We start from the raw sequence: 18,528 nt of genomic DNA, 5'->3' as shown, positions 1-18,528 counted from the left end.
TACACCTCATCGTCACGCCTGTGACAGTGAGCCGAAATACAGGCTCGGCAGGTAAGTAGTCGCCGTTCACACAGTGAATAAATGAGGCGAACTATGATCCTGGTGACTGGCGGTGCGGGCTATATCGGTGCTCACGTAGTGCTGGAACTGATGGAGCACGGCGAAGACGTCGTGATTCTCGATAACCTCTGCAATAGCTCACGCTCGGTCGTGGAGCGGATTGCCAAAGTATCGGGACGAAGACCTGTCTTCATCTTTGGAGACGTTCGAAATAAAGGCCAGCTAGATCTGCTGTTCAACGAATACGCCATCGATGCCGTGATCCATTGCGCCGGTTTGAAAGCGGTCGCTGAAAGCGTGCGAGAACCACTCCGGTATTACGACAATAACGTGGGCGGCAGCGTGACGCTGTGTCAGGCCATGGCAGACGCCGAAGTGTTTACGCTGGTATTCAGCTCATCCGCAACGGTCTATGGCGACTGTGCAATGATGCCTATTGATGAAAGCTGCGCCACAGGTCAGCCCTCGAACCCATACGGCCAATCGAAACTGATGGCGGAAAACGTCATGAACAGCATGGCCGCATCCGATCCTCGCTGGTCGGTTGGGCTGCTGCGTTATTTCAATCCGATCGGTGCCCATGGTTCGGGGGAACTTGGGGAAGCACCGACCAACACACCGAATAATCTGTTGCCTTATCTTCTTCAAGTCGCCAGCGGTGAACGCGCAGCACTGGGCGTCTATGGCAATGATTACGCAACGCCGGATGGCACCGGCGTCCGCGATTATGTGCATGTGATGGACCTTGCCGAGGGGCATCTGAAGGCATTGCAGGCGTTACGACAGCTGCATGGCGTGCGGATCTGGAATTTCGGCACGGGTCAGGGTTATTCCGTGCTGGAAGTCGTCAAGGCGTTCGAACGTGTCAGCGGTGTCGCCGTGCCGCTGACTTACGAACCTCGCCGTGCTGGTGATATCGCGCGTTGCTGGGCGGATCCGGGCAAAGCCGCTGATGAGCTGGACTGGCGAGCCGGTCGCTCACTGGACTGCATGCTGGCCGATGCCTGGCGCTGGCAGTGCAGCATTCAGCCGGAGCGAATTGACACGCTGGTGGGCTAGGCTTTCGTCGTGAGTCATGGGGTTTGTTCGAATTCAAATGTGCAGGCAGCATTGATTCCGCGTCACGGCGCTGGCAGGGTAGTCCACCTGAACTGACGTGGCGGCTGCCTGCGCCTCGTTTTCGAATCGAATAGATCGGGAGATTCGCACATGAGCAACGCACCTTACGTTCCGCCCAAGGTATGGAAAAACGAAGCAGTGGGTGGCCAGTTCGCAAGCATCAACCGGCCCGTCGCCGGGCCGACCCACGACAAGACACTGCCCAAGGGCAAGCACCCTTTGCAGCTCTATTCACTGGCGACGCCCAATGGCATCAAAGTGACTATCTTGCTCGAAGAGCTGCTCGCGCTGGGGCATACCGAAGCGGAATACGATGCCTGGCTGATCCGCATCAATGAAGGTGATCAGTTCTCCAGCGGCTTCGTCGATATCAACCCCAATTCGAAGATTCCAGCATTGGTGGACTACAGCGCCGAGCCGCCCATTCGCGTGTTCGAGTCGGGTTCGATCCTGCTGTATCTCGCCGAAAAGTTCGGGCGCTTTCTGCCGAACGATCCAGCAGGCCGCACTGAAACCCTGAACTGGCTGTTCTGGCAAATGGGTGCAGCGCCGTACCTTGGCGGTGGTTTCGGACATTTTTACGTCTACGCGCCGGAGAAAATGGAATACCCGATCAACCGCTTCACCATGGAGGCCAAGCGCCAACTGGATGTGCTGGATCGCCGCCTGAGTGAAAGTACGTATCTGGCGGGCGATGAGTACACCATTGCCGATATCGCAGTCTGGTCGTGGTACGGCCAGGTGATCCTGGGCGGTCTGTACTCGGCGGCTGAATTTCTGGCAGTGCACGAATACACCCACGTGCAGCGCTGGGCGCATGAAATCGCCAAACGTCCTGCGGTTGTTCGGGGCACCCGAGTCAACCGCACCTGGGGCGATGAAGCGACCCAAGTACCGGAGCGGCATGACGCTGCGGATCTGGATTGAGGGAGAGGTAACAATTAAATCCTGTGGGACCGAATTCATTCGGGAAGGCGGCATTCCTGATGACACAGATACATCGAATGTACCGGCCTCTTCGCGAATGAATTCGCTCCCACGGGTTTGCGCACGGTCTCGGGGTCACGATGAGCCTGCGGGACCGAATTCATTCGGGAAGGCGGCATTCCTGATGACACAGATACATCGAATGTACCGGCCTCTTCGCGAATGAATTCGCTCCCACGGGTTTGCGCACGGTCTCGGGGTCACGATGAGCCTGCGGGACCGAATTCATTCGGGAAGGCGGCATTCCTGATGACACAGATACATCGAATGTACCGGCCTCTTCGCGAATGAATTCGCTCCCACGGGTTTTCGCGCGGTCTCGGGTTCACGACGAGCCTGTGGGACCGAATTCATTCGGGAAGGCGGCATTCCTGATGACACAGATACATCGAATGTACCGGCCTCTTCGCGAATGAATTCGCTACCACGGGTTTGCGCACGGTCTCGGGTTCACGATGAGCCTGCAGGGCCGAATTCATTCAGGACGGAGGTAGTTCAGGCGACTCGAATCGCTGCGCCTTACTTCACCCCTTCGCCGCCATTGCCGTCACTTCCACACGCATGCCTTCAACTGCCAACGCAGCCACGCCAACGGCGGCGCGCACGGGCCAGGGCTTGGCAAAAAAGCGTTTGTACACTTCGTTGAATGCGGCGCGGTCGGCCATGTCGGTGAGGTAAATGGTCAGGTGCAATACCCGATCCATGGAGCTGCCAGCCTTTTCCAGCGCTACTTTCAGCGCTTGCAACGTACATTCGCTTTGCAGCGTGATATCGCCCAGCTCCAGGCTGCCGTCGGCATGGGTCGGAATCTGCGTGGATACCAGCAAGCCGCCAAAACCGGCGACGTCGGAAGAAATGGAGTCCGAATCAGGGTCCGGGACGAAAGTGATGTCTTGGTTTGCCATGAAGGTCTCGTGTCTGGAAAGTAAAAAGGTCACTTACTCAATTGCGTGAACAGTTTACAGCCCGACAGGCATAAAACGCAGGCATGAAAAAACCCGCCGAAGCGGGTTACTTTTCATCAATACCATTCCAACATCCTGTCAGTAGCCATCCGGGCCATGGTGGTCATCCTTTACCTCCGAAGCGCTTCCTGCGTTTCGGTTGATGGGTTTAGATTGCGCTTATAAGACACAGGGGTAAATGGACGATCAGCAGCACGCGATGTAAGCCTTTCGCCATTAGTGGCGCTGTTTTCTCCTACATGATGGCACCACCGGTTACTCCACTCTGTCCCAATAAGGTGGTGTACCGATCGCATTCAAAAAATAATCCCATACAACCCGCACTTTCTGCGAGCGAAGGCGATTCTCAGGCGACAGCAGATGGATCTGGCTCGACGAAGGCTCGACAGCCCCCTCCCACTCGGGCAATAGCTGGATCAGCTCCTTGCTTCGCAAGTGCGCCTGATTGAACAGCCATGAAGGAAACAACACGATCCCCCTGCCCGCCAGCGCAGCCTCCATCAACACTTGGCCGTTATTGCTTCGTAACGGCCCGTCGACGTCAATGACCTCTTCGGCATCATGCCCGGGATGGCGAAAATGCCAGCGCTGTATGCCGCTCACGCCTTTGTAAACGAGGCAGGCATGGTTGCGAAGATCCTGCGGCGAGGTCGGTTGCCCGTGCTTTTCCAGGTATTCGCTGCTCGCACACAACAAATAGCGCTGATCGCAGATTTTACGGCCTATCAAGCCCGAGTCAGGCAGTTGCCCGACCCGGAAGATGATGTCGGTGCCCTCCAGAACGGGATCGATGAACGCATCAGTGACGTTCAACTCGACAGTCAGCTCGGGGTACTTTTCATAAAGGCCATTCAGTAGTTTTACGATGTGCAAATGACCAAAGGCGACCGGCGCATTGATCCGCACCAGGCCGCGAATGTCACCGACCTTGCCGTTGACCTCCTCGTCAGCCGCGTCCAGCAACTCCAGAACTTCACGGATCTGCACGTAGTAACGCTCACCTGCGTCGGTGAGTTTCACTGCGCGGGTATTGCGATAGAGCAGTTGCTGCCCCACGTCCCGCTCCAATGCCGCAATGAAGCGGGATACCGAAGAAGCAGGCACCTGAAAGTGCCGCGCCGTCGCGGAAAAACTACCGGTGACGGCGACCATGGCGAAGAATCTGTGGGCTTTTAGGTGCATGGGGAAAACTCAGGTGGTGCCTATAAAAAAACTACAACTATCTGATTTTGAATACTTTTCTTCGGGAATGACTGGGGTAGCGATCCATATTGCCCGCGATTCGGTTTCTCAGCCGATAAATATATCGACTGCGCTGATGCTATCGCGGGCAAGCGCGCTCCTATAGGTCCCGTGTTTGCCTCGCGACAGAATGGTTTAAGGGACACCGAGGCAGCTCCTACAGACCAATGCGAGTCCAGCAAATCGTTTCGCGGCACATCCATCCAGTAAAACCACCAATTGCTAATACAGCAATAGTCTTTTGCTTTTAAGCTCAATTGTGGCTGCTTTAGCAACAACCTACCATGGGGGTCACTTTCATCTGCCGAGAACGCCCTGTAGCTCCGGGCCTCTCGCTGGCACCAGATTCTGTCCATGGAGACTTCGATTCATGACTGACCTTTTTGCCTCCTATGACCTCAGCGGCCTGACGCTGAATAACCGCATCGTCATGGCACCGATGACTCGCTCCCGCGCCCCTGAAGACATCGCTACCGAACAGATTGCGCTGCATTACACCCAACGCGGCACTGCGGGCCTTATTGTTTCAGAAGGCACGCCGATTTCTCGTGAGGGCCAGGGTTATCTGTTCAACCCCGGCATCTTCAGCGATGAGCAAATAAAGGGCTGGAAACTGGTAACGGACTCCGTCCACAGCGTAGGCGGCAAGATGTTCGCCCAGCTCTGGCATGTCGGCCGGGTTTCTCACACCTCTATTCAGGTCGATAGCAAAGCCCCGGTCAGTTCCACGACCAAGCCAGCCCAAGGTGGCAAGGCATTCGGTTATACCGAGGACGGCGAGCCGGGCTTCGTTGACACGTCCATCCCGCGAGCGCTGACCACTGAAGAAGTTGGCCGAGTCGTTGGAGACTTCGCTCAAGCGGCTGCAAACGCTATCGATGCAGGTTTTGACGGCGTGGAAATTCACGGTGCGAATGGCTATCTGCTTGAGCAGTTCCTGAACCCGCTGGTCAACGATCGCACTGATCGCTATGGCGCGAAAAATCTCGAAGACCGTTTGCGTTTCGTGTTCGAAGTGGTTGATGCCGTCAGCGCCAGAATCGGTAAAGGCAAGGTCGGCATTCGTATCTCGCCGTACGGCCAGTTGTTCGATATGCCGATCTATCCTGAAATCGATGAAACCTACGCGGCGCTCTGCGCTGGCATGAATGAGCGCGGCATTGCCTACGTCCACGTCATGGACCAGACCCACTTCTTCATGGCCGGTGAAAGCTCCGCTGCACAGGAAGAAGCGCTGCGCGAATTGCTCAAGGAATGCAAAGCCAAACTGGGCAACACCGCACTGATTCTCGCGGGAGACATGACGCTGGAGCGCGCTCAGGATCTGGTGGATGCCGGCTTAATTGACCTTGCCGCCTTCGGCCAACCCTTCATCGCCAACCCGGACCTCGTCGCCCGCCTGAAAAACGGCTGGCCGCTGACCACTCCGGATCGCGACACCTACTACGGTGGCGATGCCAAAGGCTATGTGGATTACTCACCGTACGAACCGGCCTGACGTAGCAAACGAAGGACCTCTGGGGAGCCAACTTGTTGGCTCCTGTCAAAGAGTGCAGTCCTGTAAATTGGAATTCATTTCCTGTAGGAGTGAACTTGTTCACGAAGCGGTCTTCCTGTTTTGGCAAGCCTACCGCTTCGCTCTTAGGACCGGCTTTAGCCGGGAGCACGTCAGGATATTCGCTGAATTTTCATCGGCAGAAATACCGCCCTCCCGGCTGAAGCCGGTCCTACGGGGTCATCGCGTAGCAAAAGCTCACTCCACCTTCGCCAGCCCCGCCGCATCGTACCGCTCACGAGCCTCGCGAAAACCCTCTGCATTGCCCGCCACCCACATCCAGAGCGGAATCATCTGCACCAGCAGTCCGCGACCAAGCTCCGACAGTTCGTAGTCGACGCGTGGCGGAACTTCGTTGTAATCCCGACGCAAAACCAGACCATCTCTTTCAAGCTGACGCAGGCTGCGGGTCAACATCCGCTGCGTCACGCCGCTCATGCGCCTGGCGATTTCCGCATGCCTCAGCCGCCCTTCCACACCCAGCGTGTGAACGATGCCCAGTGACCAGCGATTACCCGCATGGGTCAGCACTTCTCGCTTCAAACCATCGTCTTGCGCACTCAGCGCTTCGCAGGCCGCTTGCGATTGCCTGATGATTTCTTCGTTGTCCATTTGCCCCCCAGGATCACTCGTGTGCCTACTTATGGCCGCGTCTCAATGGTGACAGGATAACAACCGCTCGCCATTGAGCGGCTATCCGGAGGACATTCATGCAACCGACCACACCTGTGAAAACCGACAATATTCTCGTATTGGGAGCCGGAGAGCTGGGCACTCAAGTCCTGCGCGAGCTGGCTGCAATGACTGCTGACAGCGCAAAAGCGCGCGTCACCGTGCTGCTGCGCCCATCCGCTGTCGCCACTCAAAACAGTTCGAAAAAACGTGCCCTTGAAGAACTCCTTACGCTGGGCATCCATATCTTGCAGGCCGATGTGATCAACGATTCCATCGAGGCACTCGCCGAACATTTTCGGCAATTCGGTACAGTTATCAGCTGCGTTGGCTTCGTTGCTGGCGCGGGCACCCAACTCAAGCTCACTCAGGCGGCACTCAAGGCAGGCGTGAAGCGCTATGTGCCGTGGCAGTTCGGCGTGGACTATGACGTAATCGGTAAAGGCAGCCCGCAGGACCTGTTTGATGAGCAGCTCGAAGTCCGCGAGCTTTTACGGGCCCAGCGCACAACCGAATGGTTGATCATTTCCACCGGCATGTTTACCAGCTTCCTTTTCGAGCCCGCGTTTGGGGTGGTCGAGCTGGCTAAAAATACGGTTCACGCCTTGGGCACCTGGGACACGCAGGTCACCGTCACCACGCCAGAGGACATCGGCAAGCTGACGGCGCAGATAATCTTTGCCGAACCCCGCCTGATCAACCAGGTGGTGTTCGTCGCGGGGGACACGCTGAGCTATAGACAACTGGCGGACATCCTCGACGAAAAGCTTGGTCGCACGCTGTCTCGCGTGGAATGGACAGTCACGCAGTTGAACGCCGCTCTTGCCGCAGCGCCGGAGGATTCACTGTGCAAATACCGGGCGGTGTTTGCCCAAGGTAAAGGCGTCGCCTGGGATAAAAACCGCACATTCAACGCCACCCACGGTATTGAAATGACCACAGCCGCTGACTGGATCGAGCAGAACCTACTGCCTGCCAAGGGCGCGCTTGTGTAACACCTGCCTTAACAGATCGTGCCCGCTCACCAGCAGAATGCCGGCGAGCACCAGTGCCGAGCCGATCACAAAGGAGGATTCCAGCGTTTCATCCAGCAGCCACACACCAAACACCACGCCGAACAAGGGCGTCATGAATGACAGCACGCCCAGGCGCGAACCGAGATAGCGGCCCAGCAGCCAGAACCAGACGAGGAAACTCAGGAACGAGACGCCGATGGTCTGGTAAGCCAAGCTGCTGACCGCAACGGTGGTCAGGTTGATGCCCGTTTGACCGGTGGCCAGAGCCATCAACGCAAGGATCACAAAGGCCCCGGCCAACTGATAGAACAGTGTCAGCGGTGCGGGCGCGTCGGACAGTCTGGAGCCGCGAATGGTGAGGGTCGTACCGGCCCACAGAATAGCCGCCAGCAAACCCAACCCGTCACCAATCCGCTGATGCAGCACTGATACGCCGGGGGCTGCGGGGGCATAGAACGCCAGCACGACACCTGAGAAAGCGATGAGGATCCCGATCCATTGGAGCAACGTCAGCCGTTCACTGCGGAACCGAAAATGCAGACCGATGGCGACAAATATCGGTGCAGTGTAAAGGAAGATCACCATGTGCGCGGCCGAGGTATAGCGCAGCCCTTCGCCCACCGCGAGGTACTCCAGCGCAAACAGCACACCGACCATGATCCCGGCTTGCCAGGTGCCGCTGCGTTTCATCTGGTGCCAGCGCAGCATCAGCAACACGCCGACCATCAATGCCGCAAAGCCTGAGCGCAGGGCGATCTGGAAAATCGGCGCAATGTCCGGTGCAGCGGCCTTGATCGCGACTTGCTGCAGACCCCATACGGTACACAGCACGGTCATCATGACCGCAGCCTGACCGTCGATGGGTTTACGAATATTCACAGAGCTCGATCTCAGACGTTATCAACCGCGGCATTATGGCGTTTGGCCGAAACAAAATGTTGAACATCTGAGACTGTGTGCCGGGATGTTGTTGGAGCGAGGCTTGCCCGCGAAGCAGTTATTAAGGTGGATCAGATACACCGAGCCATCCTTGTTCGCGGGCAAGCCTCGCTCCAACAGATATTGCGTAACCCGTCGTAGCCGCACCTACCCCCGATCAACCCGCCCCGCATAACACCCTCTGCGCGCGTTATGAACATGGATGTAACTGACCTCTGGATTGGCAAATATCTGCTCGATCACCGGCTCTATCGCCACGCCCTCCACGACGTCAGCTTCGATCATCATCCCTTCCGCGTCATAGCCCCTCAGCGACAGCAGGCGGATGCGCATTGACTCAGGAACCTGATCGATCGCGTCGTAAGTCTGGCTAGCCCCTTCGCGGATGAAAATCGCATGAGTCGCACGATAAGGGGTCATGGCCGGCTGGCAGACGTGATTCAGTAAAAGCACCGTCTCGCCAATTTCCGCGTCCAGCAATTCGATGCGGTCAGGGAAGCCTGGTTTTTTATCGACGTGGTAACGCTTTACGCCGAGCGCTTTCAAGGCGTCGTCGGATAAACCAAAAAGTGTCTGGAAAGGCTCAGGGGAGAGGCCTGTGATCCGAAAAGTCATGCTGAGCTCCTGCTGGATTGGAGCGTGTAGCAAACCCGCTATCCAACCTGATCACACCCTGCTTCTTGCTGTCCAACCCGAACTGCAATCAAAGTGACATCTCACCATTCACGGCTTTTTGCCTCGCTTGTGTGATAATCGCCGATTCGCTCACTTTCCTCCGTACAGAGAACTGCGCATGTCCTACCGGGCACCTCAGGACTTGGCCCTCGACCTAGCACTCTCCGCACTGCTTGAAGCCCAGGTGCGCGACGGGCATTACGCAAGTGTTGAAGACGCGCGCCAGGCGACTCTGCGGCTCATGCAAGTTCCCGAGGCCGGAGCGCGAGATGTGACGGCCGAGGAGACCGGTGAGACGGCGCTGTATGACTCCATGGATTTCGCCCGCCTTGCCCTTTCGGCGGTCAGCGGGGTTGGAGTCTGGACCTATGAAGTGTCCAGCGACTGTTTCTACTGCGACGCTGGCATCAGCGAGTTGTATGGCATTGACCCGGTGCAGGCCGCCAGTGGCATCAAGCGCAAGGATTTTCTCGCCAACGTTCACCCCGATGACCTGGCCGCGCTGCGCAAGACCATGGCAGGCGGGTTGGTCAACAGCGGCGACCTCGAACTCGAATACCGCATCGTTCATCCCGACGGGTCAGTCCGCTGGGTGCTTTCTCGCGGCCACACGTATTTCAGTAATACCGGCGAGCCGGTTCGGCGTACAGGCGTCGGCATCGAGATGACGGCTCAGCGTCTGCTCGAACAGCAACTGCGGCAGAGCCAGAAAATGGAAGCCGTCGGCCAACTGACGGGCGGTCTGGCTCATGATTTCAACAACCTGCTGACCGGAATCACCGGCAGCCTGGAGATGATCAAGCGGCGGATCGCACAGAATCGCGTCGGTGAAATAGACCGCTACCTCGACGCGGCACAAGGCGCCTCGCGTCGGGCAGCGGCACTGACCCATCGATTACTCGCCTTCTCGCGCCGCCAAACCCTGGAACCTATCGCAACCGACGTCAATCGCTTGGTCGCGAGCATGCTTGAGCTGATTCGCAGCACGATCGGCCCCGCCGTGAATGTGCAAGTCAAGAACGACGCTAATCTGTGGCTGACGCAGGTCGATCCAAATCAACTGGAAAACGCCCTGCTCAACCTGTGCATCAATGCCCGCGACGCCATGCCCGAGGGCGGCACCCTGACCATCCGTACCGGCAATTGCACTCTGCAGGCCAGGGCCGCCGCCGAACGGGATTTGCCTGTAGGCGAGTATCTGACCCTGAGTGTCTGCGACACCGGCAGTGGCATGAGCAGCGACGTTATTGCCCATGCATTTGACCCGTTCTTCACCACCAAACCCATGGGCGAAGGCACCGGTCTGGGGCTGTCGATGATCTACGGTTTCGTCCGGCAGTCGGGCGGTAGCGTGCACATCCATTCGATCATGAATGTGGGCACCAACATGACCTTGTACTTGCCACGGTCACGGAGCGAGATTGCGCCATCTGACACGCCATTGGCCCTGACGCCACCGCCGCTGGCCGAACGTGGCGAAACGGTACTGGTGATTGATGACGAACACACCGTGCGCATGCTGATCCGCGAGGTGCTGGAAGATCTGGGCTATACCGCCATCGAAGCGGAAGACGGCGCCAGCGGGCTGCGAGTACTCCAATCCAGCCGGCACATTGACCTTCTGGTCACTGACGTCGGTCTGCCCGGTGGTATCAATGGCCGCCAGGTAGCAGACGCGGGACGCAGCCTGCGCCCTGACCTGAAAATACTGTTCATCACCGGCTATGCCCATAACGCACTGGGCTGGGAAGAACAGATGGAACCCGGCATGCATTTGCTGACCAAGCCGTTCTCCATGGATGAGCTGACCAGTCGCATCAAAAGCGTCATTACCGACTGACGTTCTTTGCAGGCGATTTACCAAACCTTTACCGAATCCAGACCTCCGCTTACATGAAACGGGTGTTTCATACGTCCATGGCGAACCCACTTATTTTCGCCAAAGGAGACACCATGTTTTCGAAGATGACCCAAGTCCTGATTCTGTCCGGTAGCCTGCTCGTCGCCGGGGCCGCTACCGCCAATGAACGCGACGTGATCGTCCCCGTTATCGCCGGTGCAGCCGTGGGTGCGGTATTGGCTACTGTGATCAGCCACTCGAGCAGGGACAATGACCGCCCGCGCTATCAGGAATACCGGCCACAACCGCGTTATCAGCCGCGTTATCAACCCCAGTATCAAGCGGTGCGTTACGTCCCGGTGCGTGCGGTCGAATACCGCCGCTACGACCCGCCCCGTGGCGGCTATTACGACCACAGGCCCCGCCGGGATTACGATCATGGCCGAGGCCGTGATCGCTGGTAATAGATCTTCTAGACCAAGGCTTGATCTGCAAGCGCCGCTGTCATCTGGCAGCGGCTTTTTTCATTCCCTGCATTCCGTCCCCGGTGTCGCCTGTGTATGATCGCAGCGGGCCAATGCTGCCTGCCGCTCGCTCCCGATGGGAAAGGTGAAAGCATGTTTTCTTCCGAATCCTGTCGCATCTCTTGATAGTCCAGGTTTGGCAATGCGAGCACCACAAAGCCTCGACTCCAGGAGCTCTCATGCTATCCATCGAACACGCCAAGCAAATGGCCAAGCGGCTGCGCGCCGACCTCGCAAAGTCTAATCAGGACATTTCCCACTCCGCCGCCCTTGAACTGGTCGCCCATCAACTGGGCCATAAAGACTGGAACACTGCGTCAGCGCTGCTCACCCACGAAGTTGCCCCGGCGGGCATCACCTTCGATAAATCGATTCCTATTCTGCGATCGTTCGACGAAACCAAGGCACGCGAGTTTTACCTCGATTTCCTCGGCTTCAGCGTTGAATTCGAGCACCGGTTCGAAGCGGATCTGCCGCTGTATCTGGGGATAACCCGCAACGGCCTGCAACTGCACCTCTCCGAACACCACGGCGATGCCAGCCCCGGCTCGACGGTATTCATCCCGATGCAAAATATCGAACTGCTTCGCGATGAACTACAGGCCAAGCGCTACGGCTACGGCCGACCGGACATCGTCGAGCAAGGCTGGGGCAAAGTGCTGGAGGTTTACGACCCGTTTGGCAATCGGTTGAGGTTTTGTGAGGGGTGAAACAGGCAGCGCCCTAAAACAGACATATAAACCCTCTTACTGAAATATCCTTCTGTAGGAGCCAACTTGTTGGCGAGGCGTCGTGTCAGTCATTACGTCTCGCGAACAAGTTCGCTCCTACCAAGGACGGGGTATGACAGATTTATAGCTGATCAACAGTCCTCCCCCTCACCCCAAAAAAACGCACCACCCGTCCAGCCCTTTACACATTCTTGGAATTTATCCGGAAGCCCCCGCCTCAGACCTACATACCAAGAACATTTGTAGGCTGCCTTATGAACTCTCTGCGCAATTTTGATGATCGCCTGAACCCGGCAATGCATTCAGATGCAGATGCCAGAACCCTCTACCACCAGCTGTTGAGCGATCCCCGACAGGTGGATGTCCGTACGCTTCGCCACTTTCTCGAAGTCCATCTTCACGAAGCGCGGCAATGTCCCGTGGATCTTCCTGAAGACCTCAGCGAGATGCCCGCGTGGATGGAGGGAAAGGCAAGTGTTGTCGCCAGTGCGTACAGAGAGTATCTCGACGTACGGCATGCAGGCGCAGGTAGGCAATTCTTCGGAAGCAAGGCTCATGCCCTTTATTTTCTAAGACAGGTAGCACCGACCAAACTGGTGGATGGGGCCTGGCTGTACGCTGCAGTAAAACACACCGACGACTGGCGCTATCACGGTCTGATCCGTACCTACCTAGAAGAGCTGGGAGACGGCGATCCCGCTCTGAATCATGTGGTGCTGTACCGCAAGCTTCTGGCTGATCACGACTGCGCGCCCACCGAACAACTGGAAGACGTGTTGTACGTCCAGGGCGCCATTCAGCTCGCACTCGCGCAACTGGGTGACGAGTACCTGCCAGAGCTGCTCGGGTATAACCTGGGCTATGAGCAGCTTCCGTTGCACTTGTTGATTACTTCGTTCGAGCTCAACGAGCTGAACATTGATCCGTACTATTTCACGCTGCACGTCACCATCGACAATGCCAGCAACGGCCACGCCCACAAAGCCGTGCAAACCGTTCTCGACCTGTTGCCGACAGATGACACCCGGGATGAATTCATTGAACGGCTGCGCGCTGGCTATGCCCTGAACGAGCTGGGCACCGGAACTAAAGAGGTCATTGCCAGCTTTGATCTGGAGAACGAAGTCGTGGCCATGCTGGAGCGCAAGCGTTCCTTTGGTCAGTACATGCATTCGGACTATTGCCGTCTGGACGGGTTGACCATCAACCAATGGCTGGGCGAGCCCGGACGCAGCCGCGCGTTCCTGACCGCTCTTGAAAACAAAGGCTGGATCAAACGCAATCAGGACCCGACCCAAAGTCGTTTCTGGCAACTGATAGACGGCCCGGGAGCGGTGATGTTTGGCGTGTTCAGCGGTTATGAAATGCAGCTGTTGAGGGACTGGATTGCAGGGGATTGGGTTGACGAAAGTGCTTCGTCCAACAGCAACCCGTTTCGTGCCCGGTTCCGGCGTCGGGCGACACCCGCCTCTGTATCGCCAAAGCAACCTAAAGCTAACGGCTCGACTGAGCGATTGATCAGTCTGCTGTCCCCTTCCCAACACTCGACGCCTGAGGGCCTGATCGCCACTCGGACCTATTCCAGCCAACTTGCTCAAGGATCGTTAGCGTGATGGACCACACCACTGCATCGTCATCGTTTACTAATGCACCCAACACTGAAGAACAGACCCATGACCTGGCACTCGTTCAGTTGGGTCGTCGACTACAGGCCGATGAGTACAAGTTCGTCACGGTGACGCCCCTGACCCATCAGCGCAATAACGAGCGCGAGCAAAACTGCAAGGCTCGTAACCTGCGCGATATCTTTGGCTGGAACCGGCCGTTTGATACAAACCTGCTGCCAGAGGCGGAAATAAACGCCCTGCTGGCCAGCGGAATCATCCGCGCCCATGCCGGGTTGTTACTCAGTGAAGTACGCTGGTCGAGCCTGCAGGACCTGCTTTTCGTGCATTCCGGCTTCCCGACCATTTCAAACGATGCAGTCTTTTTCGGCCCCGACACCTACCGATTCGCCCAGGCCATTGAAGAGCATCTGAGAACCTCAATGCATCCGGTGCGCACTGCGGCGGATATTGGTTGTGGCAGCGGCATGGGAGCCATCCTCATCGCAAAATCCAGACCCAACGCCCAAGTGTTGGCACTGGATATCAATCCGACAGCCTTGAGGTTTACAGCGGTCAACGCTGCACTGGCGGAGATTGAAAACGTGCACGCCTGGCACAGCGATCTGCTGGAAAGTACTTCCGGCGAATTCGACCTCATCGTCGCCAACCCGCCTTATATGCAGGACAGCCAGAAACGCGCCTATCGTCATGGCGGCGGACGCCTGGGTTCAGAGCTTTCCGTACGCATCGTCGAGCAAGCGATGGGCCGCCTGGCACTGGGCGGTAGCCTGTTGCTGTACACCGGCACGCCATGGGTCGACGGAGTGGATCTGTTCCTTGAACACGCCCTGCTGTTGATTGATCGCCCAGGTTTCGCGTGGTCCTATCGCGAGATGGACCCGGATGTATTCGGCGAGGAACTGGAAACCGAAAACTACGCTCAGGCAGAAAGAATCGCCGCAGTGGTGTTAACGGTTACCCGGACGGCGTGAGCGGTTGTCGGCGTTCTTGACGACACAGATGCTGTGGCTGTACCGAACCCTTCGCGAATGAATTCGCTCCTACCGGATCTGCGCTAGCCTGAAGCTCAACGCAACCTGGTAGGACCGAATTTATTCGGGAAAACGGTATCCCTGACGACACAGAGGCTGTGGCTGTATCGCGGGTTGCTTAAGCCTCAGCAAGAGCCTCGCGCACGAAGTCTTCATAAGTGCGTAATGGGTGCCCAATGATGGTCTGAAGCTGCTCAATGGTTCCTTCTTTTGCCTGCATGCCAAACTTCTGAATCCCCGCCATCATCAGGCGCATGTCATACGCCAGCCAATTGGGACCGTATGAAGCGAGCTGCCCTTCGAAAGCCACAACGTCATCACCACCGTAGGCGATCTCGCGCCCCAGCGCGGTACTCCAGACTTTCGCCACAGACGAACCGGTGAGCGGCTGCGGTCCGATCAACTCCAGCGTTACACAATCCAGCGCCGAGGCTGCTCTGTCACGACGCAGCAATTCCGCAACGGCGACATCAGCGATATCGCGCGCATCAATCATGGAAACACCTGCCGAACCGATTGGCATTGGATAAACCGAGTAATCCTGAATGGTCTGTTGGACCATGCGATCGTTTTGCATGAAATAAGCCGGACGCAAAATAGTCACGGGCATGTCGAGGGTCTCGATCATGCGCTCAACCGTACGCTTGCCGGTGAAGTGCGGGACATTGGTGAACTTGTCCGCATGGATCACCGACAGGTAAACAATGCGCTCAATACCCACCTCGCGAGCAAGGTTCAGCGTAATGAGGGCTTGGGTGACCTCATCAGGCGTTACCGCATTGAGGAGGAACAGCGTACGCACCGACGACAGTGCCTCGCGCATCGACGCTACATCGGTTAGGTCTGCGACCACCTCAGTGACGCCCGTCGGGAAGGTCCGCTTACCCGGTTGGCGTACGAGAGCTTTGACGTCAGCGCCCGCGTCAGCAAGGCCTTGGGTGATCAGTGAACCAATAGTGCCGGTGGCACCAGTAACCAGAATGCTCATATTGAAACTCCTGCTGAGGATTTGAAGTTGATCTGCGAGTGAAATCCGCAACGACCTTGACGAGAAAGTAATCCGTTGCACTTATAAAACGAAGACCCCAAAATCCAGACACCTCGTTGCAAATATGGAACACCATGAACCTGAACGCGCTGATCGATTTCATGCTCGTCGCCACCCATTCAGGGCTGGGAAAGGCAAGCCGTGCGAGCGGTGTTTCCAAAGCCACGTTGTCGCGCCGAATCGCCGACCTTGAAGAGCAACTGGGCGTAAGGTTGATTGAGCGCAGCGCCCGCGGCCTGAAACTCACCGAAGCGGGCAAGGCGCTGATGTCTCGAACTGAAGCCCCGCTGAGTGAAGTAACTGAAGCAATGACGGCTGCAAGTGAAGGCGTTTCAACGCCTCGCGGGCGCTTGCGGGTCGCGGCACCGATTTTGTTCTCTCAGCTCGCGATGGGCCGTATCGGCGCCGAGTTCTGTGCGGCCTATCCGGAAGTCTTGATTGAGGTGGTTGCGGAAGATCGCATGGTCGATCTGGTGGAGGAGCAATACGACGTCGCCATCCGGATCAATCCAGGCCCGGACAGCAGCCTGGTCGGCAGGTGCTTCGCCAAAGACCGGCTGATAGTCGTGGCGGCGCCTGAAATACCCAAGCCGATGCCCGGCGCAATCAGACCCGTTCCGGGCATCGTGACTTCAACGTTCCAGCCCACCCACTGGAGTCTCGATGGCGGGCAGTTGGTCCTGGAGCCGATCCCGAAAATGAGCTTCTCTTCATTGCTGATGGTCCGCGATGCAGCTATCGCCGGGGGCGGTGCGGCCCTCATTCCACAGTCCATCGCCTGGAGTCAGCTTGCCCGAGGTGAGTTGGTTCAATGGGGGACTGTGTCGGGTGTCGAGCCGTCGCTGTGGGTTTTGCATACATCCAGGCGGCTTGCGGCTCCCAAAGTACGGGCATTTGTCGACTTCATGTGTGCTATGTATCCGGACATGTCCCTAGTGCTTGATGGGTAGAAAATCGCTCACACAAGGGAATGCATTTCTGATCGCACAGATGCTGTGATGGTATAGGCCCCTTCGCGAATGAATTCGCTCCTACCGGATTTGTGCAAGGCTGATGCTCAACGCAAACTGGTAGGACCGAATTTATTCGGGAAGACGGTATCCCTGACGACGCAAATGCTGTGGCTGTGCCGGCCCCTTCGCGAATGAATTCGCTCCCACAGGGTCTGCACCTTCCTCACGTTCACCCCGATCCTGTGGGACCGGATTCATCCGGGAAGGCGGCATTCCCGACGATGCAGATGCTCTGGATGTACCGGCCCCTTCGCGAATGAATTCGCTCCTACCGGATTTGCGCCGATCAATCATAAATAATCTTCTGATACACCGGGGTCTGCTGCGCGCTGTGTTTGATACGCCGCACCGAGCTGCCGGTGATCAATTGCCCGCCCAGTAGAAGATTGCCGCATGGTGATCGCGGTTCGAAGAGACGTTGCCTTAATACCCTGATCGCCTCCGCCCCCAACTCATCGCGAGGGACGTGAAGCGTGGTGAGCGGTATGTCGTTGATGTCAGCCAGATTGAAGCCATCCATGCTCATCACAGAAACGTCCTGAGGCACCCTCAAACCAGCGCTCTGTAGCGCTTTCACGGCACCGGCTGCTATGAAATCGCCCCCGGCAAGAATCGCGGTAGGTCGGTCATCAGGTGCGCAATCTGCAATAAAAGCCGCCACCCGCGCTTCCGCCTCGGCACTGCCGAAGCCTTCGGTAATGATCTGATGGTTCGCGTCGACAAACTCGAGATTCTGCTCCTTCCAGGCGTCGCGAATCCCACGCATGCGCAGATCCATCGTGTAGCGCCTGAGGCACTGCAATGTCAGTACGTTTCGATGACCCATCTGAAACAGGTAATTGATCGCAAAATGACCGATCAAAAAGTGGTCGGGCGATATGGAAGGCAGGCGCATGCTGCGATCAATGCAGTTGATCAGCACAGCAGGCTTGCTGAAATCCGCTGCCAACTGGTGAATGTGCGGATCATCAATGCCGATCAGAATCGCTGCATCGGTTTCTTTCTGATTCATCTTTTCAAGAAACAACAATGCGTCGCTGTCGACCTCCTCAAGTTCGCAGTAACGAACTCGAACATCATGCTGAGCAACCGCCTGGGTGATGCCCTGGATAACCTTGTAGTAGAAGATATCCGAGCGGACGTTGAAGGCACGCGAGGGTGCAAAGATGGTCAGCCCGTTTAGCAGAAACCGGCCATTGGCGAGGTCTTCCATCACCCCATGCTGGCGCGCCACCGCCAACACTTTCTGCCTCGTTGCCGCGCTAGTATTTGATTTACCGGCAAGCACTCGGGAAACCGTCGCAATCGACAGACCTGTTTGTGCAGCGATCTCAGTAATGCGTAGCTTGCCCACAGCGACTGATCCATTGAGACAATTTATGTAAAAGCTTTCATATCAGAAAAAGACCACAAGGCCTAGCGTGGTCTGGATTCCACCAATCGATTCACTAAGAAAATGTAAATTTATACATCGTTAGCTCTG

General features: G+C 56.9%; 17 protein-coding genes. 10 read left to right on the top strand and 7 right to left on the bottom strand.

The annotated features are described in order from the left end of the window. Positions 1–93 precede the first annotated feature (93 nt). Together galE and yghU are read left to right on the top strand one after the other, a co-directional pair. Positions 94–1,119, top strand: a complete 1,026-nt coding sequence (gene galE / locus KDX30_RS06260) for a UDP-glucose 4-epimerase GalE (RefSeq protein WP_231675289.1) — start codon at positions 94–96, stop codon at positions 1,117–1,119. Positions 1,120–1,269: 150 nt separating this feature from the next. Next, on the top strand, positions 1,270–2,106 hold the full coding sequence (yghU, locus tag KDX30_RS06255) for a glutathione-dependent disulfide-bond oxidoreductase (protein WP_231675288.1): 837 nt from the start codon (positions 1,270–1,272) through the stop codon (positions 2,104–2,106). Between the two features lie 584 nt (positions 2,107–2,690). Here the strand turns inward: yghU and KDX30_RS06250 are convergent. Both KDX30_RS06250 and KDX30_RS06245 read right to left on the bottom strand, forming a co-directional pair. After that, a complete protein-coding gene (locus tag KDX30_RS06250) occupies positions 2,691–3,071 on the bottom strand; it encodes a RidA family protein (protein ID WP_087274197.1) in 381 nt (126 codons plus the stop codon). 315 nt (positions 3,072–3,386) lie between these two features. After that, positions 3,387–4,313, bottom strand: coding sequence for a LysR family transcriptional regulator (locus KDX30_RS06245; RefSeq protein WP_231675287.1), 927 nt, complete (start codon positions 4,311–4,313; stop codon positions 3,387–3,389). A gap of 430 nt (positions 4,314–4,743) precedes the next feature. Between KDX30_RS06245 and KDX30_RS06240 the strand changes: the two genes are divergently transcribed. Then, complete coding sequence (locus tag KDX30_RS06240; protein ID WP_231675286.1) at positions 4,744–5,871, top strand: alkene reductase; 1,128 nt, start codon at positions 4,744–4,746, stop codon at positions 5,869–5,871. Positions 5,872–6,126: 255 nt separating this feature from the next. Here the strand turns inward: KDX30_RS06240 and KDX30_RS06235 are convergent, their stop codons facing one another. Further along, positions 6,127–6,540, bottom strand: coding sequence for a winged helix-turn-helix transcriptional regulator (locus KDX30_RS06235; protein ID WP_122806334.1), 414 nt, complete (start codon positions 6,538–6,540; stop codon positions 6,127–6,129). Between the two features lie 98 nt (positions 6,541–6,638). Here KDX30_RS06235 and KDX30_RS06230 point away from each other — a divergent pair, with 98 nt between their 5' ends. Further along, positions 6,639–7,595: an aromatic alcohol reductase gene (locus KDX30_RS06230; protein ID WP_231675285.1), complete on the top strand. Its 957-nt coding sequence runs from the start codon at positions 6,639–6,641 to the stop codon at positions 7,593–7,595. Here the strand turns inward: KDX30_RS06230 and KDX30_RS06225 are convergent. Both KDX30_RS06225 and KDX30_RS06220 read right to left on the bottom strand, forming a co-directional pair. Next, positions 7,566–8,495, bottom strand: coding sequence for a DMT family transporter (locus tag KDX30_RS06225; protein WP_231675284.1), 930 nt, complete (start codon positions 8,493–8,495; stop codon positions 7,566–7,568). The genes KDX30_RS06230 and KDX30_RS06225 overlap by 30 nt on opposite strands. 207 nt (positions 8,496–8,702) lie before the next feature. Beyond that, entirely contained in the window at positions 8,703–9,170 is a 468-nt protein-coding gene (locus KDX30_RS06220; RefSeq protein ID WP_027899666.1) for a DUF1203 domain-containing protein, read from the bottom strand. A gap of 178 nt (positions 9,171–9,348) precedes the next feature. Between KDX30_RS06220 and KDX30_RS06215 the strand changes: the two genes are divergently transcribed. The 5 genes from KDX30_RS06215 (at position 9,349) to KDX30_RS06195 (ending at position 14,924) form a co-directional block, all read left to right on the top strand. Then, positions 9,349–11,070 (top strand): PAS domain-containing hybrid sensor histidine kinase/response regulator, encoded by a 1,722-nt coding sequence (locus tag KDX30_RS06215; protein WP_231675283.1) that lies wholly within the window; start codon positions 9,349–9,351, stop codon positions 11,068–11,070. A gap of 113 nt (positions 11,071–11,183) precedes the next feature. Further along, positions 11,184–11,534 carry a hypothetical protein gene (locus KDX30_RS06210; RefSeq protein WP_231670424.1) on the top strand — a complete coding sequence of 117 codons (351 nt, stop codon included), beginning with the start codon at positions 11,184–11,186 and terminating at the stop codon, positions 11,532–11,534. A gap of 239 nt (positions 11,535–11,773) precedes the next feature. Beyond that, positions 11,774–12,304 (top strand): glyoxalase superfamily protein, encoded by a 531-nt coding sequence (locus KDX30_RS06205; RefSeq protein WP_164706253.1) that lies wholly within the window; start codon positions 11,774–11,776, stop codon positions 12,302–12,304. 275 nt (positions 12,305–12,579) lie between these two features. Then, entirely contained in the window at positions 12,580–13,938 is a 1,359-nt protein-coding gene (locus KDX30_RS06200) for an iron-containing redox enzyme family protein (RefSeq protein WP_231675282.1), read from the top strand. Next, entirely contained in the window at positions 13,938–14,924 is a 987-nt protein-coding gene (locus tag KDX30_RS06195; RefSeq protein ID WP_231675281.1) for a methyltransferase, read from the top strand. Before KDX30_RS06200 ends, KDX30_RS06195 begins: the two co-directional genes overlap by 1 nt. Before the next feature lie 178 nt (positions 14,925–15,102). Here the strand turns inward: KDX30_RS06195 and KDX30_RS06190 are convergent, their stop codons facing one another. Further along, a complete protein-coding gene (locus KDX30_RS06190) occupies positions 15,103–15,972 on the bottom strand; it encodes an NmrA/HSCARG family protein (protein ID WP_231675280.1) in 870 nt (289 codons plus the stop codon). 134 nt (positions 15,973–16,106) lie between these two features. Between KDX30_RS06190 and KDX30_RS06185 the strand changes: the two genes are divergently transcribed. Continuing rightward, positions 16,107–16,982, top strand: a complete 876-nt coding sequence (locus tag KDX30_RS06185) for a LysR family transcriptional regulator (protein WP_231675279.1) — start codon at positions 16,107–16,109, stop codon at positions 16,980–16,982. Between the two features lie 349 nt (positions 16,983–17,331). On the opposite strand, the gene KDX30_RS06180 is transcribed toward KDX30_RS06185, so the two are convergent. Then, positions 17,332–18,399 carry a LacI family DNA-binding transcriptional regulator gene (locus KDX30_RS06180; protein WP_231675278.1) on the bottom strand — a complete coding sequence of 356 codons (1,068 nt, stop codon included), beginning with the start codon at positions 18,397–18,399 and terminating at the stop codon, positions 17,332–17,334. Positions 18,400–18,528: the final 129 nt, after the last annotated feature.

This window comes from Pseudomonas quasicaspiana, assembly GCF_021147825.1.
Classification (GTDB): Bacteria; Pseudomonadota; Gammaproteobacteria; order Pseudomonadales; family Pseudomonadaceae; genus Aquipseudomonas; species Aquipseudomonas quasicaspiana.
Note: the sequence above shows the minus strand (reverse complement) of the source record. Positions and strands in the feature narration are given on the sequence as shown.

Excerpts from the sequence above, each read along its gene's own strand:
- KDX30_RS06250 (WP_087274197.1), bottom strand. The coding sequence starts at position 3,071 with ATGGCAAACCAAGACATCACTTTCGTCCCGGACCCTGATTCGGACTCC.
- KDX30_RS06185 (WP_231675279.1), top strand. The coding sequence starts at position 16,107 with ATGAACCTGAACGCGCTGATCGATTTCATGCTCGTCGCCACCCATTCA.
- KDX30_RS06195 (WP_231675281.1), top strand. The coding sequence starts at position 13,938 with ATGGACCACACCACTGCATCGTCATCGTTTACTAATGCACCCAACACT.
- galE (WP_231675289.1), top strand. The coding sequence starts at position 94 with ATGATCCTGGTGACTGGCGGTGCGGGCTATATCGGTGCTCACGTAGTG.
- KDX30_RS06210 (WP_231670424.1), top strand. The coding sequence starts at position 11,184 with ATGTTTTCGAAGATGACCCAAGTCCTGATTCTGTCCGGTAGCCTGCTC.
- yghU (WP_231675288.1), top strand. The coding sequence starts at position 1,270 with ATGAGCAACGCACCTTACGTTCCGCCCAAGGTATGGAAAAACGAAGCA.
- KDX30_RS06200 (WP_231675282.1), top strand. The coding sequence starts at position 12,580 with ATGAACTCTCTGCGCAATTTTGATGATCGCCTGAACCCGGCAATGCAT.
- KDX30_RS06235 (WP_122806334.1), bottom strand. The coding sequence starts at position 6,540 with ATGGACAACGAAGAAATCATCAGGCAATCGCAAGCGGCCTGCGAAGCG.
- KDX30_RS06245 (WP_231675287.1), bottom strand. The coding sequence starts at position 4,313 with ATGCACCTAAAAGCCCACAGATTCTTCGCCATGGTCGCCGTCACCGGT.
- KDX30_RS06215 (WP_231675283.1), top strand. The coding sequence starts at position 9,349 with ATGTCCTACCGGGCACCTCAGGACTTGGCCCTCGACCTAGCACTCTCC.
- KDX30_RS06220 (WP_027899666.1), bottom strand. The coding sequence starts at position 9,170 with ATGACTTTTCGGATCACAGGCCTCTCCCCTGAGCCTTTCCAGACACTT.
- KDX30_RS06205 (WP_164706253.1), top strand. The coding sequence starts at position 11,774 with ATGCTATCCATCGAACACGCCAAGCAAATGGCCAAGCGGCTGCGCGCC.
- KDX30_RS06190 (WP_231675280.1), bottom strand. The coding sequence starts at position 15,972 with ATGAGCATTCTGGTTACTGGTGCCACCGGCACTATTGGTTCACTGATC.
- KDX30_RS06230 (WP_231675285.1), top strand. The coding sequence starts at position 6,639 with ATGCAACCGACCACACCTGTGAAAACCGACAATATTCTCGTATTGGGA.
- KDX30_RS06240 (WP_231675286.1), top strand. The coding sequence starts at position 4,744 with ATGACTGACCTTTTTGCCTCCTATGACCTCAGCGGCCTGACGCTGAAT.